At 70.4% G+C, this 24,799-nt stretch carries 23 protein-coding genes; 4 read left to right on the forward strand and 19 right to left on the reverse strand.

Features of this window, described 5'->3' with window-relative positions:
* Positions 1 to 10: 10 nt before the first annotated feature.
* From QTI20_RS30270 to QTI20_RS30290, 5 genes are all read right to left on the reverse strand, one after another.
* Positions 11 to 676 carry a DUF4126 domain-containing protein gene (locus QTI20_RS30270; RefSeq protein ID WP_286556425.1) on the reverse strand — a complete coding sequence of 222 codons (666 nt, stop codon included), beginning with the start codon at positions 674 to 676 and terminating at the stop codon, positions 11 to 13.
* A 157-nt stretch (positions 677 to 833) separates the two neighbouring features.
* A complete protein-coding gene (locus QTI20_RS30275; RefSeq protein WP_286556427.1) occupies positions 834 to 1,625 on the reverse strand; it encodes an enoyl-CoA hydratase/isomerase family protein in 792 nt (263 codons plus the stop codon).
* A 10-nt stretch (positions 1,626 to 1,635) separates the two neighbouring features.
* Positions 1,636 to 3,258: a carboxyl transferase domain-containing protein gene (locus QTI20_RS30280; RefSeq protein WP_286556429.1), complete on the reverse strand. Its 1,623-nt coding sequence runs from the start codon at positions 3,256 to 3,258 to the stop codon at positions 1,636 to 1,638.
* Positions 3,259 to 3,407: 149 nt separating this feature from the next.
* Complete coding sequence (locus QTI20_RS30285; protein ID WP_286556430.1) at positions 3,408 to 5,072, reverse strand: AMP-binding protein; 1,665 nt, start codon at positions 5,070 to 5,072, stop codon at positions 3,408 to 3,410.
* Between the two features lie 150 nt (positions 5,073 to 5,222).
* Positions 5,223 to 6,404, reverse strand: coding sequence for an isovaleryl-CoA dehydrogenase (locus tag QTI20_RS30290; protein ID WP_183027414.1), 1,182 nt, complete (start codon positions 6,402 to 6,404; stop codon positions 5,223 to 5,225).
* A gap of 154 nt (positions 6,405 to 6,558) precedes the next feature.
* On the opposite strand from QTI20_RS30290, the gene QTI20_RS30295 reads away from it, so the two are divergent.
* Positions 6,559 to 7,587, forward strand: coding sequence for an AraC family transcriptional regulator (locus tag QTI20_RS30295; protein WP_286556431.1), 1,029 nt, complete (start codon positions 6,559 to 6,561; stop codon positions 7,585 to 7,587).
* Here QTI20_RS30295 and QTI20_RS30300 read toward each other — a convergent pair whose 3' ends face one another.
* From QTI20_RS30300 to QTI20_RS30315, 4 genes are all read right to left on the reverse strand, one after another.
* A complete protein-coding gene (locus tag QTI20_RS30300; protein ID WP_286556433.1) occupies positions 7,588 to 8,433 on the reverse strand; it encodes a PA4780 family RIO1-like protein kinase in 846 nt (281 codons plus the stop codon).
* Between the two features lie 33 nt (positions 8,434 to 8,466).
* On the reverse strand, positions 8,467 to 9,687 hold the full coding sequence (locus tag QTI20_RS30305; RefSeq protein ID WP_286556435.1) for an MFS transporter: 1,221 nt from the start codon (positions 9,685 to 9,687) through the stop codon (positions 8,467 to 8,469).
* Positions 9,688 to 9,775: 88 nt separating this feature from the next.
* Positions 9,776 to 10,324 (reverse strand): DUF3304 domain-containing protein, encoded by a 549-nt coding sequence (locus tag QTI20_RS30310; RefSeq protein ID WP_286574319.1) that lies wholly within the window; start codon positions 10,322 to 10,324, stop codon positions 9,776 to 9,778.
* Positions 10,325 to 10,383: 59 nt separating this feature from the next.
* The gene (locus tag QTI20_RS30315; RefSeq protein WP_286556439.1) at positions 10,384 to 11,991 is read right to left on the reverse strand and encodes an MFS transporter; all 1,608 of its coding nucleotides are present in this window, start codon (positions 11,989 to 11,991) and stop codon (positions 10,384 to 10,386) included.
* Positions 11,992 to 12,227: 236 nt separating this feature from the next.
* On the opposite strand from QTI20_RS30315, the gene QTI20_RS30320 reads away from it, so the two are divergent.
* Entirely contained in the window at positions 12,228 to 13,274 is a 1,047-nt protein-coding gene (locus QTI20_RS30320) for an alpha/beta hydrolase (protein ID WP_286556440.1), read from the forward strand.
* Between the two features lie 14 nt (positions 13,275 to 13,288).
* Here the strand turns inward: QTI20_RS30320 and QTI20_RS30325 are convergent, their stop codons facing one another.
* From QTI20_RS30325 to QTI20_RS30350, 6 genes are all read right to left on the reverse strand, one after another.
* Positions 13,289 to 13,960: a glutathione S-transferase family protein gene (locus QTI20_RS30325; RefSeq protein WP_286556442.1), complete on the reverse strand. Its 672-nt coding sequence runs from the start codon at positions 13,958 to 13,960 to the stop codon at positions 13,289 to 13,291.
* 71 nt (positions 13,961 to 14,031) lie between these two features.
* Positions 14,032 to 15,015: a Bug family tripartite tricarboxylate transporter substrate binding protein gene (locus QTI20_RS30330; protein WP_286556444.1), complete on the reverse strand. Its 984-nt coding sequence runs from the start codon at positions 15,013 to 15,015 to the stop codon at positions 14,032 to 14,034.
* A gap of 34 nt (positions 15,016 to 15,049) precedes the next feature.
* Positions 15,050 to 15,886 (reverse strand): SDR family NAD(P)-dependent oxidoreductase, encoded by an 837-nt coding sequence (locus QTI20_RS30335; protein WP_286556462.1) that lies wholly within the window; start codon positions 15,884 to 15,886, stop codon positions 15,050 to 15,052.
* Positions 15,887 to 15,897: 11 nt separating this feature from the next.
* The gene (locus QTI20_RS30340) at positions 15,898 to 16,725 is read right to left on the reverse strand and encodes a DNA polymerase Y subunit UmuC family protein (protein WP_286574321.1); all 828 of its coding nucleotides are present in this window, start codon (positions 16,723 to 16,725) and stop codon (positions 15,898 to 15,900) included.
* The gene (locus QTI20_RS30345; RefSeq protein ID WP_286556447.1) at positions 16,722 to 17,519 is read right to left on the reverse strand and encodes a citryl-CoA lyase; all 798 of its coding nucleotides are present in this window, start codon (positions 17,517 to 17,519) and stop codon (positions 16,722 to 16,724) included. Before QTI20_RS30345 ends, QTI20_RS30340 begins: the two co-directional genes overlap by 4 nt.
* On the reverse strand, positions 17,516 to 19,045 hold the full coding sequence (locus tag QTI20_RS30350) for a class I adenylate-forming enzyme family protein (protein WP_286556449.1): 1,530 nt from the start codon (positions 19,043 to 19,045) through the stop codon (positions 17,516 to 17,518). Before QTI20_RS30350 ends, QTI20_RS30345 begins: the two co-directional genes overlap by 4 nt.
* Before the next feature lie 172 nt (positions 19,046 to 19,217).
* Here QTI20_RS30350 and QTI20_RS30355 point away from each other — a divergent pair, with 172 nt between their 5' ends.
* Positions 19,218 to 19,994: an IclR family transcriptional regulator gene (locus QTI20_RS30355; RefSeq protein ID WP_286556451.1), complete on the forward strand. Its 777-nt coding sequence runs from the start codon at positions 19,218 to 19,220 to the stop codon at positions 19,992 to 19,994.
* 3 nt (positions 19,995 to 19,997) lie between these two features.
* Here QTI20_RS30355 and QTI20_RS30360 read toward each other — a convergent pair whose 3' ends face one another.
* Positions 19,998 to 21,203, reverse strand: a complete 1,206-nt coding sequence (locus QTI20_RS30360; RefSeq protein WP_286556452.1) for an MFS transporter — start codon at positions 21,201 to 21,203, stop codon at positions 19,998 to 20,000.
* A 4-nt stretch (positions 21,204 to 21,207) separates the two neighbouring features.
* Entirely contained in the window at positions 21,208 to 21,669 is a 462-nt protein-coding gene (locus QTI20_RS30365) for a RidA family protein (RefSeq protein ID WP_286556454.1), read from the reverse strand.
* Positions 21,670 to 21,761: 92 nt separating this feature from the next.
* Here QTI20_RS30365 and soxR point away from each other — a divergent pair, with 92 nt between their 5' ends.
* Positions 21,762 to 22,250: a redox-sensitive transcriptional activator SoxR gene (soxR, locus tag QTI20_RS30370; protein ID WP_286556455.1), complete on the forward strand. Its 489-nt coding sequence runs from the start codon at positions 21,762 to 21,764 to the stop codon at positions 22,248 to 22,250.
* Here the strand turns inward: soxR and QTI20_RS30375 are convergent.
* Both QTI20_RS30375 and QTI20_RS30380 read right to left on the reverse strand, forming a co-directional pair.
* Positions 22,247 to 23,635: a patatin-like phospholipase family protein gene (locus tag QTI20_RS30375; protein ID WP_286556459.1), complete on the reverse strand. Its 1,389-nt coding sequence runs from the start codon at positions 23,633 to 23,635 to the stop codon at positions 22,247 to 22,249. The two genes, soxR and QTI20_RS30375, sit on opposite strands and share 4 nt — an antisense overlap.
* A gap of 4 nt (positions 23,636 to 23,639) precedes the next feature.
* Positions 23,640 to 24,332, reverse strand: coding sequence for an HAD family hydrolase (locus QTI20_RS30380; RefSeq protein ID WP_286556461.1), 693 nt, complete (start codon positions 24,330 to 24,332; stop codon positions 23,640 to 23,642).
* Positions 24,333 to 24,799: the final 467 nt, after the last annotated feature.

Here is a 24,799-nt window from a genome sequence, read left to right on the forward strand (position 1 = left end):
TCGCGCGGGATCAGGCGGGGCCGTCGTCGCCGCGGTTGCGGCGGAACGCGGGCGCCACGCCGGGATCGGGCCGGCCGCTGAAGATGCGGGTCACGCGGCCCAGCAGCGCCTTGAGGAAACGCCAGCTCTTGCGGATGAGCCACACGCTCAGCGCCAGCACCAGCACGAACAGCACGAGGAAGACGACCGGATGCGCGAGCGCGAGCCAGAGCCCGGCCGGCACCGCCGTGTCCTCGACCAGCGAAGCGCCGACGTTGGAAAAAGGCTCGGGCGAGGTGTTGATGGCCGCGCGCGTGGTGGCCTTGGCCGCATGCGCGGTGGCCGCGAAGCCGCCGCCCAGCAGCGCGGCGACCAGCGCCATCAGCGCATGGTCGGCACCGAACACCCCGGCCGCGAGCGCGGCGCCCGCGGGAATGCGGATCACCGTGTGGACCATGTCCCAGAGCGAATCGAGCCCGGGGATCTTGTCGGCGAAGAACTCGACGAAGACCATGAAGCCGCTCGCGGCCAGCACCACCGGATGCGCCAGCAGGTGCAGGCCGCTGGGCAGCGGCACCCAGCCCATGTAGCCGACCAGCCCGGTCAGCAGCACCACCAGGTACAGGCGGATGCCGCTGGCCCAGCCGATGGCGGCGGCCAGGGCGAGCAGCTGGGGCAGGTCGAGATTGGCGGTCATGCGGTGGGCCGGCGTCGATCAGAAAAGAACGCAAGGCGGACCGCCGGACGCAGAGGACGCGAAGGTTCCGCAGAAGTCGCGAGAGGAAACCGCCACAGGGTTCCTTCAGCGCCTTCTGCGGCACTTCTGGCTTCATTCTGCGTCCGGATGTCCGTGTTCATCGGTCGATCCAGGACGGCTTGCGCTTCTGCAGGAAGGCCTGCACGCCCTCGCGCCCTTCCTCGCTGGCGCGGATGTCGGCGATGCCCTCGACCGTCTTGGCGATCAGCGCGTCGTCGATCTCGCGGCCCGTGACATCGGCCAGCAGCGTCTTGCAGGCGCGCACGGCCGCGGGGCTGGCGCCGGTCAGGGCCTTGAGCAGTTCGTCGACCTTGGCGTCGAGCGCATCGGCCGCCACCACTTCGTGCACGAAGCCGATGCGGTGCGCCTCGGCCGCGCCGAAGCGTTCGGCCGTGAGGAAGTAGCGCTGGGACGCACGCGCGCCCATCGCGCGGATCACGTAGGGGCTGATGGTCGCGGGCACCAGGCCGATCTTCACTTCGCTCAAGCAGTACCAGGCCGCATCCACGCTCACCGCCATGTCGCAGGCCGCGACCAGGCCCATGCCGCCCGCGTACACGTCGCCCTGCACGCGCGCGATGGTGGGCTTGGGGCATTCGGCGATGGTGCGCAGCATCTCGGCCAGCTTGCCCGCGTCGGCGAGGTTCTCGTCGCGCGTGTAGTCGGCCATGCGGCGCATCCAGTTCAGGTTGGCCCCCGCGCAGAAGGCCGGGCCGTTGGCGCCCAGCACGATGGCCTTGACCTGCGGCGCCGCACCGGCCTCGAGGAAGGCCTGCGTGAGCTCGGCGATCACGACGTCGTCGAAGGCGTTGCGCGTGTCGGGCTGGTCGAGCCAGATGCGGGCGACCGGGCCGTCGAGGGTGAGTTTCAGCTTGGTGAAGTCGCTCATGCCCTGCCCCTTACATTCGGAAGATGCCGAACTTCGGCTCGGGGATGGGTGCGTTGCGCGCCGCCGCCAGGCCCAGCGCCAGCACGCGGCGCGTGTCGGCCGGATCGATGATGCCGTCGTCCCACAGCCGCGCGGTCGCGTAGTAGGGATGGCCCTGGTCCTCGTACTGCTGACGGATCGGCGCCTTGAAGGCTTCTTCTTCGTCGGCGCTCCACTGGCCGCCCTTGCCCTCGATGCCGTCGCGCTTGACCGTGGCCAGCACGCTCGCGGCCTGCTCGCCGCCCATCACGCTGATGCGTGCGTTGGGCCACATCCAGAGGAAGCGCGGGCTGTAGGCCCGGCCGCACATGCCGTAGTTGCCGGCGCCGAAGCTGCCGCCGATGATGATCGTGAACTTGGGCACGTTGGCCGTGGCCACGGCCGTCACCATCTTGGCGCCGTGGCGCGCGATGCCTTCGTTCTCGTACTTGCGGCCGACCATGAAGCCGGTGATGTTCTGCAGGAACACCAGCGGGATCTTGCGCTGGCAGCACAGCTCGATGAAGTGCGCGCCCTTCTGGGCCGACTCGGAAAACAGGATGCCGTTGTTGGCCACGATGCCCACCGGCATGCCTTCGATCTCGGCGAAGCCGCAGACCAGCGTGGCGCCGAAGCGCGACTTGAACTCGTGGAACTCGCTGCCGTCGACGATGCGCGCGATGATCTCGCGCACGTCGAAGGGCTTGCGCGTGTCGGTGGGGATGACGCCGTACAGCTCCTCGCGCGGAAACTCTGGCGCGCGCACGTCGGGGTGCGGCGCCTCGGTCGCGTCCTTGCGGTTGATGTTGGCGATGGCCGAGCGCGCGAGCGACAGCGCATGCAGGTCGTTCTGCGCCAGGTGGTCGGCCACGCCCGACAGGCGCGTGTGCACGTCGCCGCCGCCCAGGTCCTCGGCCGTCACGACCTCGCCGGTCGCGGCCTTCACCAGCGGCGGGCCGCCCAGGAAGATGGTGCCCTGGTTCTTCACGATGATCGACTCGTCGCTCATCGCCGGCACGTAGGCGCCGCCCGCCGTGCACGAGCCCATGACCACCGCGATCTGCGCGATGCCCTGCGCGCTCATGTTGGCCTGGTTGTAGAAGATGCGACCGAAGTGGTCGCGGTCGGGGAAGACCTCGTCCTGGTTCGGCAGGTTGGCACCGCCGGAGTCGACGAGGTAGATGCAGGGCAGGCGGTTCTGCTCGGCGATCTCCTGCGCGCGCAGGTGCTTCTTCACCGTGAGCGGGTAGTAGGTGCCGCCCTTCACCGTGGCGTCGTTGCACACGATCATGCAGTCGACGCCGCTCACGCGGCCGATGCCGGCGATCAGGCCCGCGCCGGGTGCCGATTCGGCGCCCTTGGCATCGAGGTACATGCCGTAGGCCGCCAGCGGCGCGATCTCGAGGAAGGGCGTGCCCGGGTCCAGCAGTTCGGCCACGCGGTCGCGCGGCAGCAGCTTGCCGCGCGCGACGTGTTTCGCACGCGCGGCCTCGCCGCCGCCGGCCTCGACCTTGGAGAACTGCGCATGCAGGTCGTCGACCAGTGCGCGCATCGCGGCGGCGTTGGCCTGGAAGTCTGCGCTGCGCGCATTCAGTTTGGTTTCGAGTTTGCTCATGGGTTATCCAATTCGGGAGCGGACTTCCGAACGCGCAAGGAAGACAAAAGTGGCGCAGAAGTCGCAGAAGAAATCCTTCAAGTCTGGTTTTCCTTTTGCGACCTCTGCGAAACCCTCGCGTCCTCTGCGTTCGGCTGTCCGGGTTGGCTTCATGCCGTCTTCGCTTCTTCCAGCCCCAGTCGGGCCTTCATCTCGTCACGGATCTTGAATTTCTGGATCTTGCCGGTCACCGTCATCGGGAACTCGGCCACGAACTGGATGTACCTGGGCACCTTGTAGTGCGCGATCTGGCCCTTGCAGAAATCGCGGACCTCGTCTTCGGTGGCCGTCTGGCCGGGCTTGACGATGATCCAGGCGCAGAGCTCCTCGCCGTAGCGCTTGTCGGGCAGGCCGACCACCTGCACGTCCTGCACCTTGGGATGGCGGTAGAGGAATTCCTCGATCTCGCGCGGGTAGATGTTCTCGCCGCCGCGGATCACCAGGTCCTTGATGCGGCCGACGATGTTGACGTAGCCCTCGGCGTCCATCACCGCCAGGTCGCCGGTGTGCATCCAGCCCTCGGCGTCGATGGCTTCGCGGGTCTTCTCCTCGTCCTGCCAGTAGCCGTGCATCACCGAATAGCCGCGCGTGAGGAACTCGCCCGACTGGCCGCGCGCCACGGTGGCGCCGGTCTCGGGGTCGACGATCTTGATTTCGAGGTGCGGCTGCACCGTGCCGACGGTCGACACGCGCTTGTCCTGCGGCGTGTCGGTGCTGCTCTGGCAGCTCACCGGCGAGGTCTCGGTCATGCCGTAGGCGATGGTGATCTCGCCCAGGTGCATCTGGTCGACCACGCGCTTCATCACCTCGGTCGGGCACGGCGAGCCGGCCATGATGCCGGTGCGCAGCGTCGAGAGGTCGAATTCCTTGAAGCGCGGATGGTCGAGCTCGGCGATGAACATCGTGGGCACGCCGTGCAGCCCGGTGCAGCGCTCGGCCTGCACCGTCTCGAGCACGGTCAGCGGGTCGAAGCCGTCGTTGGGGTAGACGATGGTCGCGCCATGCGTGAGCACCGCCAGGTTGCCCAGCACCATGCCGAAGCAGTGGTAGAGCGGCACCGGGATGCACAGCCGGTCTTCGGGCGTGAGCTTCATGCACTCGCCGATGAAGAAGCCGTTGTTCAGGATGTTGCGGTGGGTCAGCGTGGCGCCCTTGGGGAAGCCGGTGGTGCCGCTGGTGAACTGCAGGTTGATCGGGTCGGTGGCCTCGAGCGTGGCGCCGATCTGCGCGATGCGCGCGTCCTGCGGATCGCCGCTCGCGAGCAGGGCCGAGAAGCGCTGCATGCCGGGCTGCTCGGCATCGCCGGCCTTGTCGATCCACACCGTGTGCTGCAGCAGCGGCAGCCGCTTCGGGCCCAGCTCGCGCAGCATGCCCAGGTAGTCGCTGGTCTTGAACTGCGCCATGGTCACCAGCGCCTTGGCGCCGACCTTGTTGAGCGCGTACTCAAGCTCCGAGGTGCGGTAGGCCGGATTGATGTTGACCAGGATCAGGCCGACCTTGGCGGTCGCGATCTGCAGCAGCACCCAGGGCACGTTGTTGTGCGACCAGATGCCCACGCGGTCGCCGGGCACCAGGCCCAGGTTCAGCAGCGCGCTCGCAAGCCGGTTCGACGCGGTCTGCAGTTCGCGATACGTGAAGCGCTGTGCTTCGTGGCGGCTGACCAGGGCCTCGCGATCGGGCTGCTTCGCGACCATGTCGTCGAAGAAGGCGCCGATGGGTTGTTCGATGAGGGGGACGTCGGTGGCGCCTCGGGCATAGCTTTCGGTCAGAGTCATGCTTGTCTCCATGTCGAATACAAATTCGGAAACCGGACGCAGAGGACGCGAAGGTTTCGCAGAAGGCGCGAAAGATTCAATCAGAAGATTCGGCTGCTCTTTTGCGTTCTTCGCGAAACCTTTGCGCCCTCTGCGTCCGGAAGTCCGCCTTCAGGCCGTTTCCGAGAACAGCTCGCGCCCGATCAGCATGCGCCGGATCTCGCTGGTGCCCGCGCCGATCTCGTAGAGCTTGGCGTCGCGCCACAGGCGCTCGACCGGGAAGTCCTTGGTGTAGCCCACGCCGCCCAGCGCCTGGATCGCCTCGCCGGCCATCCAGGTGGCCTTCTCGGCCGAGTACAGGATGGCGCCGGCCGCGTCCTTGCGGAAGGTGCGCGCGTGGTCGTTGCGGTCGCAGGCCTTGCCCACCGCGTACACGTAGGCGCGCGTGGCCTGCCAGGTCGAGTACATGTCGGCGATCTTGCCCTGCATCAGCTGGAACTCGCCGATGCTCTGGCCGAACTGCTTGCGCTCGTGCACGAAGGGAATCACCGCATCCATGCAGGCGGCCATGATGCCCAGCGGACCGCCCGACAGCACCGCGCGCTCGTAGTCGAGGCCGCTCATCAGTACCTTGGCGCCCATGCCTTCGCCGCCCAGCACGTTCTCTTCGGGCACTTCGCAGTTGTCGAAGAACAGCGGGAAGGTGTTGCTGCCGCGCATGCCCAGCTTGTCGAGCTTGGTGCCGGCCGAGAAGCCCTTGAAGCCCTTCTCGACGATGAAGGCCGTCATGCCGCGCGCGCCCATCTCGGGCTCGGTCTTGGCGTAGATCACCAGCGTGTCGGCGTCGCCGCCGTTGGTGATCCACATCTTGCTGCCGTTGAGCACATAGCGGTCGCCCTTCTTCTCGGCGCGCAGCTTCATGCTGACCACGTCGGAGCCGGCATTGGGTTCGCTCATCGCGAGCGCGCCCACGTGCTCGCCGCTCACCAGCTTGGGCAGGTACTTCTTCTTCTGCGCTTCGCTGCCGTTGCGGTGGATCTGGTTCACGCACAGGTTGGAGTGCGCGCCATACGACAGGCCCACCGAGGCCGAGGCGCGCGAGACTTCTTCCATCGCAACCATGTGCGCGAGGTAGCCCAGCTCGGTGCCGCCGTATTCCTCCTTCACCGTCATGCCGTGCAGGCCGAGGTCGCCCAGCTTCTTCCACAGGTCGTGCGGGAACAGGTTGTCGCTGTCGATCTGGGCGGCGCGGGGCGTGATCTCGTGGTCCGCGAAATCGGCGATCGCGTCGCGCAGCGCGTCGACGGTGTCGCCGAGGTCGAAGTTCAGGCCGGGAAGGGTCGGGGCGGGCATGGGGCTTGTCTCCTCTGAAGGGTGCACGGTGCGCTCGCAGGCACGGGAACGGGAACCGGGACGGCTGCGCGCGCAAAAGCCGCAGCTTACGCCCGCAGGCTTCGCATTTGCCGCCACAATGGTTGCAAATTACGCCACACCTTTTGGTTTCGCGATGCCCTCCCCCGCCTTCCTCAAACCCGGCCGCGCGGCCACGCCCATGGCCTTCGTGCGAGCGATCGTGCAGGGCTATGCGCACTACGGCGTGGACCCGGCGGCCGCCCTGGCGCAGGCACAGATCGCGCCGCAGGAGCTGGCCCGCGAAGGCGCCCGCGTCACGGCCGCGCAGTTCGAGGCGCTCAATGCCCACGCGATGCAGGAACTGGACGACGAGGCGCTGGGCTGGTTCTCGCGCCGGCTGCCCTGGGGCAGCCACGGCATGCTGTGCCGCGCCTCGCTGAGCTCGCCCGACCTGGGCGTGGCCATCAAGCGCTGGTGCCGGCACCACCGGCTGCTGACCGAAGACATCACGCTGGCCCTGCGGGTGGCGGATGGCATCGCGACCGTGGCGGTCACCGAGCACCGCGCGCTCGATCCGGCGTTGCGCGAGTTCTGCCTGGTGTCGACCTTGCGCTTCCTGCACGGCTATGCCTGCTGGGCCATCGATTCGCGCATCTCGCTGCGCGCCGCCAGCTTTCCCTTCGCGCCCCCGCCGCACCGCGACGCCTACCCGCTGATGTTCAGCGGTGAACTGCATTTCGATGCGGCGCGCGCCAGCTACAGCTTCGACGAGCGTTATCTCGCGCTGCCGATGCAGCGCGACGAGCCGGCGCTGCGCACCATGCTCAAGCGCGCGCTGCCGCTCACCGTGCTGCAGTACCGGCGCGACCGGCTGCTGGGCCAGCGCGTGCGCGAGCTGCTGAGCGCGCGCGCGGGCGGCCCGGGCACCGGCGAGGCGCTGGCCGCGGAGCTGCACCTGTCGAGCCGCACGCTGCACCGCCAGCTCAGCGAGGAAGGCACCTCGCTGCAGGCGCTCAAGGACGAGGTGCGGCGCGAGCAGGCCATCGACCAGCTGCGGCGCACCACGCGGCCGATCAAGCAGATCGCGCTGGCCGTGGGCTTTCGCAACGAGAAGAGTTTTTCGCGCGCCTTCCGCGGCTGGACCGGGGTGGCGCCGGGGGCGTTCCGGCAGGAAGGCCGGTAGCTAGCGCGCCGCCATCCGCACCAGCCGCGCCGCCTCCTCGGCGCGCGCATCGTCGACCTCGCGCAGCACGTTGCCCAGGTCCACCGGCCCGGTCGCATGCGCGAAGCGGCCGGTGAGCGGGGTGCCCGGATCGAGTTCGCCGCTTTCGTAAAGTGCCCAGATCTCGTCGCCGTAGTGGGTCTGCAGCAGCTCGGGCGCGAACTGGCCGAAGAAGTTCTTCAGGTTCGCGACGTCGCGCAGCAGCATGCGCTTGGCGTGGTTGTTGCCGGCCGCGTCCACCGCCTGCGGCAGGTCGATGATCACCGGCCCGTCGGCCGCCAGCAGCACGTTGAATTCCGACAGGTCGCCGTGCACCACGCCCGCGCACAGCATGCGCACCACCTCGACCAGCAGGCTCGCATGGTGGCGCAGCGCGTCCTCGGGCGTGAACACCACGTCGTTGAGGCGCGGGGCGGCATCGCCCTCGGCGTCGGTCACCAGCTCCATCAGCAGCACGCCGTCGCAGAAGTTGTAGGGCTCGGGCACGCGCACGCCGGCCGCGGCCAGCCGGTAGAGCGCGTCGACCTCGGCGCTCTGCCAGGCGGCCTCGGTCGCCTGGCGGCCGAACTTGGTGCCCTTGGCCATCGCGCGCTGCAGGCGGGTGTTCTTGACCTTGCGGTTCTCGGTGTAGTCGACGGCCTGGCGGAAGCTGCGGTTCGTCGCTTCCTTGTAGATCTTGGCGCAGCGCGTCTCGTCGCCGCAGCGCACCACGTAGACCATGGCTTCCTTGCCGCTCATCAGCTGTCGCACCACGGTGTCGATCAGACCTTCGTCGACCAGCGACTGCAATCGGGGGGGTGCTTTCATGCAGGCATTCTGCGCTGACGTGCGGCGGCCCCTTCATCCCGCCGCCGCTGGCATCCGCCGCAGGCCGCCGACCGGCGAGCCCAGGATCAGCAGCGCCTGCACCCCGAAGCCCGCCAGCGCGAGCCAGAGGCAGGCGGACTCGCCCCAGCCCGCGCCGGCCAGGCCGCCCAGCGCGGCGCCGACCGGGCGGGCGCCGGTGTTGACCGTGAGGAACAGCGCGCCCACGCGCCCCAGCATCGCGGCCGGCGTGAGGCTCTGGCGCAGCGTGGTCGAGGTGATGGTCCACACGATCGGGCCGGCGCCGAACAGGAAGAAGGCCGATGCCGCGAGCACGCCGCTGGGCAGGAAAAGCGTGGCGACCATGGCCGCGGCGGCCAGCACCGACACCAGCGGGCCGAGCTGGATCGCGCGACCGAAGGGCAAGGCCGCCACCACGCGCGGCGCCAGCAGCGCGCCCACCACCATGCCGGCGCCGAAGGCGCCGAGCGTGATCCCGATGGCGCCCGCGCCCAGGCCCAGCACGCGGACCGCATAGGGCACGTACGCGGCCTGCAGCACGAACCAGGCGATGTTCCAGGCCGCGCCGGTCAGCAGCATCGGGCGCAGCAACGGGTCGCGCCAGACGAAGGAGGCGCCGTCCTGCACTTCGCGCAGCGGATGGCGCGGTGGCCGCGCGGGACGCGCCGGCTCGACCAGCCGGAACAACAGCGCCACGGCCGCCAGCGACAGCACCGCCGCCAGCACGAACGCCGCCGGTGCGCCGGCCCAGGCCACCAGGGCGCCGCCCAGTGCGGGCCCGCCCGCGAAGGCCGCGCTGCGCGCCAGCTCGAGCCGTCCGTTGGCACGCGCCAATGCTTCACGCGGCACCAGGGCCGGCACCAGCGCGGGCGCCGCGACGCTGAAGGCCACGGTGCCCACCGCCCCCAGAAAACCCAGCAGCGCCAGACCTTCGACCGACAACCGATCCCGCAGCACGGCCGCGAGCAAGGCCAGCAGCGACAGCGCGCGCAACACCTCGCCGGCCACCATGAGCCGCCGCCGGGGCAGGCGGTCGGCCATCCAGCCCAGGGGCAGCGACAGGATCAGGAAGGGCAGGGTCTGCAGCGCCGCGAGCAGCCCGATCTCGCCCGGGCCGGCGCCGAGCATCAGCACCGCCACCAGGGGCGTGGCCGCGAGGCTCAGTTGCTCGGCCGATTGCGCCGCCAGGTTGGCGCCGGTCAGGGCGGCGAAGGAACGGGGCAGCGGGGCGTGCATGGCGGGGCGCGGAAATGGCGAGGCACCGAGCATCGGCGACGGCGCCCCGCGGCGCTGGCCGTTTGCGGACATGCGAGCGGTCGGCCGGTCAGCGCGCCCCGTCCCTGGGCAGCACCTGGCAGACCGCGTCGGAGGGCCGCAGCGCACAGTAGTTGCGGTACATGCCCCAATCGAGCGCCACGCCCTCGAGCAGCGGATAGCGCGGATGCCCCGGCGCGAAGCGCGAGACCACGATGCGCACCCGGCCCTCGGGATAGAAATGCGCCTGCAGGGTGCCGCGCGCGTGGCCCCGGTATTCCTCCACCGGCACCGTGAGGATCCTGCGCGCCGGCGGGCTCGCCGTGCCGTGGCCGAACTCGACCGTCGCCGTGAGACCGGGCCGCCATTCGATCGGGAGGTTCACGCAGCAGGCGATCCTGCCCGGCTCGCCGTCGGCATCGGGCATCGCGCCCATGACACCGTCGACCTTGAAATACCGCACGGGATCGTCGGCCTCGTCGTGCATGTAGCCCCGCACACCCAACTGCACCGTCCTGCCGCCGCAGGCCGCCATCAGCGACAGCAGCAGGCCGGCCGCGGCCGCGCAGGCGCCCCGCGCGCAGCCATGCCCCACGGCATTCCACTTGCCTTCGTTCATCATTCTTCTCTCCCTTTGGCGACGCTGCTGCCGGTGACACGGCGCATCGTCCAGGCAGTCTAACGAGCCTCCGCAGCCCCGGCCGAGACGCTGGCGCCGTCGGCCCGTCCACCGATCCACAGCCAGGCGCTCAGCGCGCTCAGCCAGGCCAGCGCCGCGCCCAGGCCCATCACCCAGCGGAAGCCCGCGACGAAGGCCTGCTGCACCGCCGCCGTGACGGCTTGCGCCGCGGCCGCATCGAGGCCCGGCGGCGGCGCGGCCGCGGCGAGCCGGCTGCGCTGGCCCGCCAGATGGGCCGCGAGTTCGGGCGACGCGTGCATCTCGCGCAGCGCGCCCGCCAGGCTGGCATCGAAGGCGCCGGCCATCACCAGGCCGAACACCGCCACCGCCAGCACCGCGGCCGTGCGCGACACCGCGTTGTTCACGCCCGAGGCGATGCCCGCCTGCTCGGGCCCGACCGCGTTCATCACGGTGGTGGTGAGCGGCGCCACGGTGATCGTCATGCCGATGCCCAGCACCACCACCGCGGGGAAGAAGGCCGTCCAGTAATTGGCCTGCGTGCCGGGCACGGTGAACAGCGCGAAGCCCAGGCCCGCGATCAGCGGCCCGACCACCAGCGGCAGCCGCGGGCCGAAGCGGTCGACCAGTTTCCCGGCCTGGCGCGAGAAGGCGAACATGATCAGGATGAAGGGCAGCAGCGCCGCGCCCGCCACCGTGGCCGAGTAGCCCTGCACCTGGATCAGGTTGAGCGGGAAGAAATAGAGGCTGCCGCCCAGCGCCGCATAGAGCAGCAGCGTCAGCAGGTTGGCGCCGCCGAAGTTGCGGCGCCGGAACAGGGCCAGCGGCAGCATCGGTTCGCGCGTGCGCGCCTCCACCACCACGAAGGCCACGCTGGCGGCGAGGCCCAGCACCAGCGCGGCGATCACGGCCGGCGCGCGCCACTGCTGCACCGGCGCCTCGATGAACGCGTAGACGATGCCGCCGAGGCCCAGCGTCGCGAGCACCGCACCCGCGATGTCGAGCCGGCCCGCCGCCGGGTTGCGGCTCTCGGGCACGCGGCGCCACACGACCCACAGCACCACCGCGGCCAGCGGCACGTTGATCAGGAAGGCCCAGGTCCACGAATACTGGTCGACCAGCCAGCCGCCGATGACCGGCCCGATGGCCGCGGTGATGCCGCTCGCGCCCGACCAGGTGCCGATCGCCTTGCCGCGCTCGCCTTCGGGGAAGGACGCGCTGATCAAGGCCAGGCTGCCCGGCACCAGCAGCGCGGCGCCGATGCCCTGCAGCGCGCGCGCCGCGATCAGCTGCTGCACCGTGGCCGACAGCGCGCAGGCCACCGAGGCCAGCGCGAACAGCGCCACGCCGATCGCGAAGATCCGGCGCCGGCCGAAGCGGTCGCCCAGCGAGCCGCCCACCAGCAGCAGCGCCGCGAGGAACAGCGCATAGGACTCGACCACCCATTGCGCCTGGAAGGCATCGGCATGCAGGTCGCGCTGGATTGCGGGCAACGCCACGTTGACCACCGTGCCGTCGATGAAGGCCATGCTCGAGCCCAGGATGGCCGCGAGCAGGATGCCGCGCTTGGCCGCCGCCGAGCACGGCGCGGCGACCGCTCCGCTGCGGATCGCGGCGTCGTCGCAGGGGGGCTTGCCGATCTGGGTCATGGCGTTCCTCGCACGCCAGGGACGGCGCCTGCGCACTGTGGGGCGAAAGCGCCTCGGGCGTCAATCGGCGCCGCGGCGGCAGGCGCGCACCGCACGGGTGCGTCTGTCGGCCGCTCACCGCGCCTCGGGCCGCCGTCCGACACACGTTCGAAGCCCTGGACACAACGCTGTGCGCAAGCGCCGCGCTGCTGCTGCGGCTTCACTTCATCTTCCCTCTTTCCCTGAAGGACGCTTCCATGAGCGACGACGATCTCCGCCACGACGACGACGGCAAGCCCAACCCCGTGATCAACGCGATCTCCAATGCCGTGGCGTCGCTGCGCGCCGACGACGACATGCTGGCACTGGCCAAGGCCCACGAGTCGCTCCACCCCAAGGCCATCGAGAAGCTCGAGGTGGCCGAGGCGCGCCGGCAGCCCACGGCCGCCGATGCGGTGAACGCCCTGCTGCAGCAGCAGGGCCGTTCGACCCGGCCCGAGGATCTGGTACCGGGCGTGCGCACCAGCGAGATCTCGGTCGACGGTGCCGCGGGCGCCCTGCCCGCCACGGTCTACACGCCCGAGGGCACGGGGCCGTTGCCCGTGGTGCTGTACTTCCATGGCGGCGGCTGGGTGATCGCCGACCGCAAGGTCTACGACGGCGGCGCGCGCGGCCTGGCCAAGGCCTCGGGTGCGATCGTGGTGTCGGTGGACTACCGCCAGGCGCCCGAGCACCGCTTCCCCGCGGCCTGGGACGATGCGCTGGCGGCCTACCGCTGGCTCGGCGCGAATGCGGCGTCGCTCGGCGGCGATCCGTCGCGGCTCGCACTGGCCGGCGAAAGCGCCGGCGGCAACCTGGCCGTGGCCACGGCCATTGCCGCGCGCGATGCCGGCCTGCCGCAACCGCGCCACGTGCTGTCGGTCTACCCGGTGGCGCAGACCAGCCTCAACACCGAGTCGTACATCGAGAACGCGATCGCCAAGCCGCTCAACCGCGCGATGGTGAAGTGGTTCGTCGAACACCTGGTGCGCAGCGACGACGACCTGAAGGACACACGCCTGCAGTTGATCGATGCGCAGTTGGCCGGCCTGCCCTCGGTCACGCTCATCAATGCGCGACTCGACCCGCTGCGCAGCGACGGCGCGAAGCTCGAAGACGCGCTCAACACCGCGGGCGTGCCCGTGGAGCGGCGCGAATACGAAGGGGTCGCGCACGAATTCTTCGGCGCGGCCGCGGTGCTCGAGAAGGCGCGCGAAGCGCAGGCCTTCGCGGGCGCGCGTCTGCGCGAAGCCTTCACGCGCTGAGGGCGCGGCGCGCGTCAGCCGACCGTGGCCGCCTGCGCCTTCACGCCCTGTGCTTCGGCCGCCGCGGCCTGCGCGGCCAGTGCACGCGCGTAGCCCTCGCGCCGCTGCAGCCGCTGCCAATACGCCGCGACATTGGCCGGAAAGCGTTCGACCAAGTCCAGGTGGCTGGCCAGCATCAGCGCATAGCCCACCGACACGTCGGCCGCGGTGAATCGATCGGCGCAGAGCCATTCGTGATCCGCCAGTGCCGCATCGATGCCGCGCAGCCGCGCGAGGAACCACTTGGTGTAGTCCGCCGCGGCCTGGGGCAGCCGTCGCTCGGCGGGCTCGAAGCGGCCGTAGCGCAGCACCAGCGTCTGGGGAAAGGTCAGCGTCGCTTCCCCGTGGTGCAGCCAGTTGAGCCACATGCCGTAGGCCGGCTCGTCGCGCCGCACCGCCAGGCCGGTGAGGCCCTGCGGATCGCAGCGTTCGGCCAGGTACTGGCACATGGCGGCCGACTCGGTCATGCGCGTGTCGCCGTCGACCAGCAGCGGCACGGTGCCCAGCGGGTTGAGTTCGAGAAAGGAACGGGCCAGCGCGCGCGGTGGGAAGGGCAGCATGCGCAATTCGTAGGAGGCGCCCAGTTCCTCGAGCATCCAGAGCGGACGGAAGGAGCGGGCGCTGACGCAGTGGTGCAGGACGATCATGCGCCGAGCCTACCGAAGCGAGGCCCGCGCGGCCAGGGGCACATCCCCAGGGCCGTTCGGCCGCGGCGTGCTCAGTCCGCCGTGATCTTGCCGAACTCCGCCACCTTCTTCCACTTGGCGATGTCGGCCGTGATCAGCGCGGTGAAGGCTTCCGGTGTGTCCTCGACCACCAGCGCGCCGGTGGCGGCATAGCGGTCCTTCACCGACTGCGTGCGCAGCGCGCGGATCACCGCGCCGTGCAGCGTCTTGAGCACCTCGGGCGGCAGGCCGGCCGGCGCCAGCACGCCGTTCCAGAAGCCTTCGTTGAAGGTCTTGAGGCCGGTCTCGACGAAGGTCGGCACGTTGGGCAGTTCGCCCGCGCGCTGCGGCGCGGCCACGGCCATCGGGATCAGCGTGCCGGCCTTGATGTGCGGGTACGAGGAGGCCAGCGTGTCGAAGATCATCTGCACCTGGCCGCCGACCACGTCGTTGAGCGCCGGGCCGGTGCCGCGATAGGGCACGTGCACGATGCGCAGGCCGCTCAACGACTTGTAGTACTCCATCGCCATGTGCGTGGCGCCGCCGTTGCCCGAGGAGGCGTACGAGAACTTGCCCGGCGACTCCTTGGCCAGCTTGTAGAACTCGGCATAGGTCCTGGCCGGGAAGCTGGCGGTCACGCTCAGCACGCCGGGCACGGTGACGATGCGGGTGATGGGCGTGAAGCTCTTGACGCCGTCGAAGGGCAGGTTCTTGTAGACCGCCGAGTTGGTGCCGTTGGTGCTCGAGGTGCCCAGCAGCAGCGTGTAGCCGTCGGGCTTGGCGTCGGCCACGAAGCGCGCGCCGATGGTGCCGCCCGCGCCGCCCTTGTTCTCCACCACCACCGGCTGGCCCAGTTCCTTGCCCAGCGCCTCGGCCAGGATCCGGCCCGTGATGTCCGAAGTGCCGCCCGGCGGGAAGGGCACGATGAGCTTCACCGGCTTGTCGGGGAAGGCGCCCTGGGCGAAGGCGGCGCCGCCGAGGCCCAGCAGGGCGGCGGCGAAGGCGGTGGCGAGGACGAGGGGTTGGCGTCGGTTCATGGTTTGTCTCCTGGATCTCTTTGTTCGAAAGGGCTCAACGCCCGGCACAGCTTTTTCCGCCATCGACGGGAATGCACACGCCCGTGATGTAGTTCGCCTCGTCCGAGGCCAGGAACAGCGAGGCATAGGCCACGTCCCAGGCATCGCCCATGCGGCCCATGGGACTGGCGGCGTTGCGCGTCCTGATCATTTCCTCGGTGCTCGCGAAGCGGCCCGCGATCTGCGTGTGGATCAGCGGCGTGTTCATCACGCCCGGCAGCACCGCGTTGGCGCGGATGCCCTGCGCCGCGTACTGCACCGCGAGCGCGCGCGTCAGGTGGTTGAGCCCGGCCTTGGCCGCGTAGTACGGCATGTAGGGATAGGTGTTGACCTGCATCGAGGCCAGCGAGGAGATGTTGACGATCGCGCCGCGCTGCTGCGCCAGCATCAGCGGGATCACGTGCTTGCAGGTCAGGAACACGCCCGTGAGGTTGGTGTCGATGACCTGGCGCCAGTCGTCCTCGCTCATCTCGACCACGCTGCCCATGCGGGTGATGCCGACGTTGTTGTGCAGGATGTCGACCGTGCCGAAGCGCGCCTGCACCTGCGCCACCACCGCGGCCACCTGTTCGGACACGGTGACGTCGGCCACGTAGGCCTCGCAATCGAAGCCCTCGGCACGGATCACGTCGCGCGTGGCCTCGGCGGCCGCGCGGTCGATGTCGACCGCCGCCACGCGCGCGCCTTCGCGCGCATAGACCGCGGCCGCGGCCTTGCCGTTGCCCCAGCCCGGGCCCGAGGAACCGGCGCCGAAGACCAGCGCGACCTTGCCGGCGACGCGCTGGCGGCCGGCGGGCGGCGTGGCACCGGCGTGGATGTCGTTGGGGCTCATGGAAGAGGTGCTCATGGAATGGCGCCGCACATCAGCACGGCGAAGTCGCGCGCCCGCATGCCGGCCCACGCGCCCAGCATCTCGGCCGTGTGGTTGACATGGCTCAGCACGCCGGTGGCATAGGCTGAGTGCGCGTCGCCGATGCGCGCGCTCATCGCGGCCACCGTCGCACCCGCGATGCCGCGCGCATCGAGCGCGGGCAGGCGCGACAGGCCGGCCTCGTCGGCGCCGATGCCCGCGTCGTTGTAGAGCGCGGCGAACACATCGACCTTGATCGCGGTCTCGGGCCGCCCGCCCAGCAGGCCGCCGTGCGAGCCGGTGAAGGCCACGGCGCCGACGTCGCCGGGCTGCACCAGCGAGACCGAATCGATCAGCACCAGCGGGCGCAGCGCACCGGCCAGCGCGACGGTCTCGCGCGCCTCGGCCGGCAGCGGGCCGGGGAAGACCGGGGCCAGCGCCGCCGCCTGCATGCGCTCGGCCGCTTCGCGCGCCGGCATGCCCGGTTGCACGCCGAGCCGCGTGGCCGCCGCGTTGGCGCGCGAGACCAGGCCGCGCGCCGCATGGTCGGCGCCGTCGCCGATGCGTGCGCTGCGGTGGTCGACCACCGCGCAGGGCACGCCGAAGCGGTCGCAGTACGCCAGGCCACCGAGGCCGGCCTGGTCGAGGCCGATGCCCGCGTCGTTGAGCAGCAGCCCGACGATGCCGCCGGCCAATGCCATGTGGGCCGCGATCACGCCGCCGTGCGAGGCCGCGATCGCGACCGCGCCGTGCGCCTCGGGGCCGAACCTGGTGACCGAGTCGAGCACCAGGACGCCGGGCCGTGCCATGGTGCCGCTCAAGGCCGGGCCTTGTTGTGGCCTTCGCCCTCGCCCTGGTACGGCACCGCGTGGTCGACCAGGTCCCAGATGAAGCGGCCGGTGGGCACGCGCTGCTCTTCGGCGATGTGCGCCACCAGGCCGGCGGCGCGCGAGATCACCGCGAAGCCGCGCATCAGCGCGGGCGGGATGCCGAGCTCGCCCAGCAGCGTGCCGACCGCGCCGGTGGCGTTGATCGTGATGTGCTTGCCGTAGGCGAGGTCGACCTCCGTCGACAGCGCCGCGATGGCCTTCAGGTAGTCGCCCTTGAATTCGGGATGTTCTCGGCCGATGGCCAGCAGCCGGGCGGCGCGCGGGTCGTCGGGCTTGTGCAGGTGCTGGCCGAAGCCGGGCAGCGGCTTGCGTTCGCGCTGGTGGCGCTGCGCCACCTCGCGCGCCGCGGCTTCGATGCCTTCGGGCGCGTCGATGATCTGCTTCAGCAGCACGGCGCAGTTCTCGACCGTGCCGATGAACTGGCTGCCCACGGCCAGCAGGCCCGCGGCCACGCCGCTCTGGATGTTCTCGGGCGAGCTCATGTAGACCAGCCGCGTGGCGATGGCGCTGGGCGTGAGCCCGTGCTCCATGATCGCGATCAGCGCCGCGTCGACCACCCGGAGGTCGTGCGCGCTGGCCTCGCGGCCCATGATCTGCGAGAACATGACTTCGGTGAAAGTCTTCTTGCCGAGGATGTCCTCGACCAGATTCTCGTTGCGGTAGTGGATCGAGGTCTGCGAGTGCGTGCAGAGCTCGGTGTGGGGCGTGTTCCCTGCCTGGGTCATGCTGCGGTCTCCTGGCGGTTGAGCTTGCGGTGCACCTCGGCCTTGATCGTCGGCTTGTGCACCTTGCCCGCCACGCTGCGCGGCAGGTCGTCGTAGAAATGGATGGCCTTGGGCGTCTTGACCGACCCCAGTTCGGGCTTGGCGAAGGCGATGAGTTCCTGCTCGCTCAGCACGGCGCCGCGCTTGAGCTGCACGGCCGCGTGCACCGCCTCGCCCCACTTGTCGTCCTCGATGCCGAACACCGCCGACTCGTGCACCGCCGGGTGCTGGTCGAGCACGCTCTCGACGTCGATCGGGTAGACGTTGAAGCCGCCGGTGATCACCACCTCGCGCAGCCGGTCCTTGAGGTAGAGGTAGCCGCGCGCATCGACGTAGCCGCGGTCGCCGGTGTGCAGCCAGCCGTCGACGAGGGTCTCGGCGCTCTTCTCGGGCATCTTCCAATAGCCGGCCATCACCAGGTCGCCGCGCACCACGATCTCGCCGACCTCGCCCACGGGCAGCAGCGCGCCCTGCGGGTCCATGATGGCCATGTCGGTCAACAGGCCCTGGCGCCCGACCGAGCGCCAGTTGCGTTCGTCGGCGAAGTCCTCGGCGCGCATCACGCTCACCACCTGCGGCGCCTCGGTCTGGCCGTAGGTGGTCTCCAGCACCGGGCCGAAGAAGGCGCGCATGCGGCCGATCTTCTCGGGCGGCATCGGCGCGCCGCCATAGATCAGGTGCTTGAGCGCGGGGAAGTGCTCGCGGTCCGCACCCGACTCGGCCGCCACCATGTAGAGCAGCGTGGGCGGCATGAAGGTGGTGGTGATGCCCTGGGTGCGAAAGCACTGCAGCAGCGTCGCGGCCTTGGCGTCGGCCGGCAGCACATGGCAGCCGCCCACCGCGAGGATCGGCAGCAGGTAGGTCGAGGTGCCGTGCGTGACCGGCGCGGCCACCAGGTAGCGCTCGTCGGCATCGAAGCCGAAGGCATGGATCTGGTTGACGATGGTCGTGACCCAGGCGCGGTAGGGCTGCATCACGCCCTTGGGCACGCCGGTCGAGCCGCCGGTGAACTTGATGGCCTGCACCTCGTCGCGCGAACGGCCGTGCGGCCTGGGCACTTCGCCGCGGTGGCGGTAGAGCAGGTCCTGGAAGCGCGGCTGGCCGGTGGCCGCGTCGCCGAGCGCGATCACGGCGCCGACGCCTTTCAGGTCCAAGGTGCCCAGGTGCGCGGGCTCGGCGAGCACGATCGAGGGCTCGGTGAAGGCCACGATGCGGTCGAGCTCTGCGGACGGGTTGCGCCAGTTGAGCGGCACCCAGGTCTTGCCCGCGGCCAGCACCGCGAGCAGCGCCACGATGTGCTCGACCGTGTTGCCCGCGCAGACGCCCACGCGCGAGCCGGGCGTGGGGTCCAGCGCTTGCAGCGCGGCGGCCGCGGCATCGACGCGCAGGCGCAGCTCGTCGTAGCGCAGGGCGGTGTCGCCGCTCTGCAGGGCGATGCGCTCGGGCAGGAGGCGCGCGGCGCGGTAGAAGAAATCGATGGGGTACATGGCGGCTTTGGGTTGAGCCTCATAGTCCGCAATACGGACTTAATGGCCAGCACACGGAAAGTCTTTCGTCGATCCCTGCGCTCTCGAAGGCACGAAGTATCGCGATGCACTTTCGAAGCACCAACACACAAAGTCCATAATCCGGATTTCCATGTCGTTCCACGGGTAAACCATGAGTACTGTCCAGAGCCTGGACCGCGCGATCGAACTGCTGCGCCTGATCTCCGCCAACTACCGCGAGGGCGAGCGCCTGTCGGACCTGGTGACGGCCAGCGGCCTGGCCCAGCCCACGGTGCACCGGCTGCTCAAGCAACTGGTCGAGGGCGGCCTGGTGATGCAGGACGCCGACCGCCGCTACCGGCTGGGCCACTTCGCCTACGAACTGGGGCTGGCCGCGGCCTCGCACTTCGGGCTGCGCCAGCAGTGCGCGCCCTTCCTCGCGCGCATCTCGCAGGACACCGGCGACTCGGCCTTCCTGGTGGTGCGCAGCGGCGCCGACTCCTTCTGCCTCGACCGGCAGTCGGGTTCGTTCCCGATCCAGGTGCTGACGGTGGAGGTGGGCAAGCGGCGCCCGCTGGGCATCGGCGGCGGCGGGCTCGCGCTGCTGGCCTTCATGCCCGAGGCCGAACTGCCGGCCGTGCTGGCGCGCATCGAGCCGCAGCTCAAGCCCTACGGCGGCCTGACGCGTGCGATCCTGCAGAAGCTGGTGGCGCAGGCACGCCAGCGCGGCTATGCCTCGATCACCAATTACGCGGTGGCCGGCGTGACCAGCATCGGCGTGCCGATCCGCGACCGCACGGGCCAGGTGCTGGGCGCCGTCAGCGTGAGCGCGATCGCCTCGCGCATGGCCGAGCGCGAGGCGATGGTGGTGCGCACCATGCAGCGCGAGGTCGAGGCCTTGCAGATGGCGCTGCAGCAGCCCGCGCCGGGCCGCATGCCGGCGGGCTGAGGGCTAGCGGCGGCGCGCCACCAGCCGCTGGTCGTAAGCCAACGCGGTGCCGGCCAGCGCGGCCAGCCCCACACCCAACGCGCAGGCCATGCCCCAGCCGCCATGCCGCCAGGCCAGCGCTCCCAGCGCGGAGCCGCAGGCGGCACCCGCGAAATAGCTGGTCATGTAGACCGCGTTGATGCGCGAACGCGCCTCGGGCTCGAGCTTGTAGATCACGTTCTGGTTGCTGATGTGCACGCCGGGCAGTGCGATGTCGACCACCAGCATGCCCAGCAGGAAGAAGCCGAGGCTGGCGCCGCCCAGCCACAGGAAGACCCAGCCCAGCGCCAGCAGCAGCACCGACACGGCCGTGACCTGCTGGACCCAGCCGCGGTCGCCCAGCCGGCCGGCCACGCTGGCCATCAACGCGCCCGCGACGCCGACCAGGCCCACCAGGCCGATCTGCACGTCGCTCATCGCATGCACCGGCCCCGACAGCATCAGCGCCATGGTGGAGAACAGCACGCTGACCGAGGCGAAGGTCAGCGCGCCGATCAGCGCGCGGCTGCGCAGCCGCGGATGCTTGCGCAGCAGCGTGCCCAGCGAACGCAGCGTGCGCGCATAGCTCTGCGGCACGGGATTGCGCGAGCGGGGCAGCACGAACCACAGCACCGACGCGACGGCCACCATCAGCACGCCGGCCACGCGGTAGACCGTGTTCCATCCGCCCACGGCCGACAGCAGCCCGGCCACGCTGCGCGCCGCGAGGATGCCGGTGAGCAGACCGCTCATCATCAGCCCCACCGCGCGGCCGCTGCGCTGCGGATCGGACAAGGTGGCGGCCATCGGCACCAGCGTCTGCGCCGCGACCGAGAACAGGCCGGTCATCACGGTGCCCGCGATCAGCAGGCCCAGGCTGGTGGCGAAGCCGCTCATGAACAGGCCGATCGAGGCCAGCAGCATCAGCCCGACCGCGAGGCCGCGCCGCTCGAGCTTGTCGCCCAGCGGCACGAGGAGCAGCAGGCCGCAGGCATAGGCCACCTGCCCCAGCGTGACGGTGAGCGCGGCCGCGGCATCGCTCACGCGCAGGTGGACCGCGATCGAGTGCAGCAGCGGCTGGTTGAAGTAGTTGCTGCCCGCGGACAGGCCGGTGGCCACGGCCATCAGCAACAGGACGGGCAGGCTCAGGTAGGCGGCGGGTGCGCGCGGCAGGACGGTGGCGGAGGACATGCCCTCAGTCTGCCAGGGTCGCGGCAGCGATCGCCTTGACCGCCGTGGCCTCGAACGCGCACAGCATGCCCTCGCGCGCCAGGCAGGGCACGGGGATCAGCGTGCAGGCCGGCGTCGGCAGTTCGCCCCAGACGGCGGCCAGCGTGCGCGCGAGCAGGGCCAGCCGGGCCTCGCTGTGGCCGACCACCAGCACACGCAGGCGCACCACGTGCTGCAGCCCGGCACCGGCGCCGGTCAGCGCCATGCGCAGGTTCCGCAGGGCCTGGGCGAGCTGGGCCTCGAAGTCCGGCGACAGCGCACCGGTCGCGTCCTCGCCGCCCTGCTCCGCCAGGTAGATGAAGCGCGCGGGCGCTGTGGCCACCGCCACATGCGAGCCGCCATCGGCGCGCCGGCCGGCCAGGCGCGGCGGGTTGATGAACAGCGGCAGGGCGGCCGGCACATGCAAGGGGAGCGTGAAGAAGGACATGCTGGACAGGGGATGCGAGGAAGAAGGCGCTAGTATCGAATCTCAACTTAACTTGAGGTCAAGCGCTTCGCGCGATCGACCCTCGGAGCGCCATGGCCAATGCCCCCTCTTCCCCACCGGACCCGACCGACCCTTCGCCCGAGCTCGGCGTCGGCGAACTGGCCGCGCGCAGCGGCGTGGCCGTGTCGGCGCTGCATTTCTACGAATCGCGCGGCTTGATCCATGCCGAGCGCAGCGCCGGCAACCAGCGGCGCTACCCGCGCTCGGTGCTGCGGCGCGTGGCCTTCATCAAGGTGGCGCAGCGCGTGGGCATTCCGCTGGGCGCTATCGCCGATGCGCTGCAGGCCCTGCCGGCCGGGCGCACGCCCACCGGGGCCGACTGGCGCCGGCTGTCGAGCCAATGGCGCGACGAGCTCGACGCGCGCATCCTCACGCTCACGCAGATGCGCAACCAGCTCGACGGCTGCATCGGCTGCGGTTGCCTGTCGCTCAAGGTCTGCCCGCTGCGCAATCCGCAGGACACGCTGTCGCGGCTGGGGCCGGGGCCGCACTTCGATGCGGCGCAGTGCGAAGCACCTTAGGGCTCGACGCGGCGCGCGCCCAATGAACGGCGCAGCGCCTCGAACTCCGGCGAGCGCAGCAGCACCTGCCGGCCGGCCTCGATCAGGCCGTCGACCTCGGCGTCGGAGATGGTGAAGGCCGTGGGCACCTGCAGCAGGCTGCGGCGCTGCTCGCCCTCGGCGTCGCGCAGGTTGACCTGCACCACGTGGATTTCGGCATCGGGCGCGAACACGTCGCTGCCGCCCTGCACGCGACGGCGCAGTTCGGCGCGCCACTGGCGCGTGATGTCGGCCAGGTACTCCTGGGTCTCGGTGGTGGCGCGCGCGCCCGCACCGAACAGCAGGGCGTCGGCCACCTCCATGAAGCTCGGCACGCGGTCGCTCATGTCGATGTTGTTGGCCGGGTCGCGCTCGGAATTCACCGTGATCAGCACCAGCTGGCGCACGCTGCCCGGCGGGATGCCGACCTCGACGAAGCTGTCGCGCAGGCCGCCGCCGGCCAGCGCACGGTCGAGCAGGCGGCGCACGCCCAGGTTGTCGGCCAGCCCGCCGTCGACCAGGTGGATGTAGGGCCGGCGCGCCGCATCGAGGTAGCTGTTGGCCTGCGAGCGGTACATGCGGGTGCGGTAGTCGCCGCCCTCCAGACCGGCGAAGCGCGGCACCACGTTGCGCGCGTGGCAGTCGCCCGCATGGTTCTTGAGCGTCATCGGGCTCAGCGCGAGCGGCACCGCCGAAGAAGCAGCGACCGCGAAGGACAGCGGCACGCTGCCCAGGTCGGAACAGATCAGCGCGAACTGGTCGTCGGTGAATTCGAAGCCCGTGCCCAGCGACATGTCGGTGGCCGCGATCACCAGCTGCGGGTGGCGCGGCTGGCGCGCGATGTCGGCGTAAGTCATGCCCTGGTAGAGCGTGTCGAGCCGGCGCGCAAGCAGTTGGCTGCGGCCGAACCAGGGCGAGGTGAGCTCGATCAGGTGCGTGGGCTGCAGGGTCTGCGTGATCAGGCTGTTCTGGAAGTTCTGCCGCAGGAAATCGGCCTCGAAGCCGACCAACCCCTTGGCGCCGAAGGCCGCGTAGTAGGCGGCCAGGATGCTGCCGCCCGAGACGCCGCTGATCACGTCGGTGGACTCGAGCAGGTTCTTGTCCTGGCCGTTCCACTGGAAGTGGGTGCGCTGCAGTTCGCTCAGCACGCCGTAGCCGAAGGCCGCGGCACGCGCCCCGCCGCCCGAGAGCGTGACCGCGACCAGCAGGCTCGGGTCGCGGTCGGGGTTGAACAGCGTGGCGACGGGCGCCGGGCCGTCGCCCAGGGGTTCGTTGATCCAGGGGCGCACCGACGAACAGCCGGCCAGCAGGGCCGCCGCGAGCAGCAGGCCCGCGCTCAAGAGAAAGGGCCGGCTGCGTGCGCGCATGGGCTCAGGCCGGGACGCCGCGCCAGGCGGCGAGCACCGCCGGCAATTGCGCCATGTCGGTGAAGATCTGCACCGCGCCCGCGGCCCGCAGCGCATCGGCCCCGCTGTGGCCCAGGCCGCCCGGGCTGTAGCCGAACACCGTGGCCCCGGCCGCGACGCCGGCCGTGGCGCCGGTCACCGTGTCTTCCACCACCGCGCAGCGGGCCGGGTCGACGTCGAGCGCGGCGGCGGCCGCGAGGTAGACGTCGGGCGCGGGCTTGGAACGCGGCATCTCGTGGCCGCTGAAGATCCGGCCCTCGAAAGCGTCGAACACGCCGATCTTGCGCAGCTGCATCTCGACCTTGATGCGGTCGGCGCCCGAGGCGCAGGCGATCTTGCCGCCGAGCGTGGCATGCAGTGCACGGATGGCGGCGGGTGCGCCGGGGATCTCGACCAGCTCGTTCGTCAGGCGTTCGTTGCGGCGCGTCCAGAAGCTCTGGAGCCACGCCGAGGTGACCGGGCTGCCGGTGTTCGCCTCGATCAAAGCGGCCTCGTCCTTGACGGCCTTGCCGACGAAGATGCGCATGCACTCGTCGCTGCTGAGCGTCCAGCCGCGCTCTTCGAGCATGTCGCGCAGGACGCCGTTGGTGATGGGTTCGGAGTCGACGAGGACGCCGTCGCAGTCGAAGAGGACGGCGGAGAAGGGGAAGGCTGTCATGTGTTTTCTTGTCTGATGGCTTGGCCTGGATGGTATCAACCGAACATTGGGAAGTGAGGTCTGGGGCCGGGTCTCGCCCCGGCGGGCGACTCACTTTCTTTTGCTTCGCCAAAAGAAAGTAAGCAAAGAAAAGGCGACCCTGCTGTCTGCGTCCCTCCGCTTCGCTACGGGCAACCTGCGGTGCTCGCGGTTCGCGGGGTCTCGCTCGAACTCGCTTCGCTCAGACAATCGCGAGCCCTGATCCGCGAACCGCTGCGCTCCTCGGCGCAGCCAGAAGGGATTGGGGAGATGAACGGGCCATCGCTTCGCTCGGCCCGACGAAAGACAAACACAAATACAAAAAGCCCCAGCGCTGCAGGCGCAACGCGCCTGCAGCGCGTTGTGGGCCGAGCGAAGCAAAGGCCCGAGCGGTCTTCAAGCCCCTCTGGATGCGCTGAGGAGCGGAGCGTTTCGCGGATCAGGGCTCG

The organism is Variovorax sp. J2P1-31 (genome assembly GCF_030317215.1).
Taxonomy (GTDB): Bacteria; Pseudomonadota; Gammaproteobacteria; order Burkholderiales; family Burkholderiaceae_C; genus Variovorax.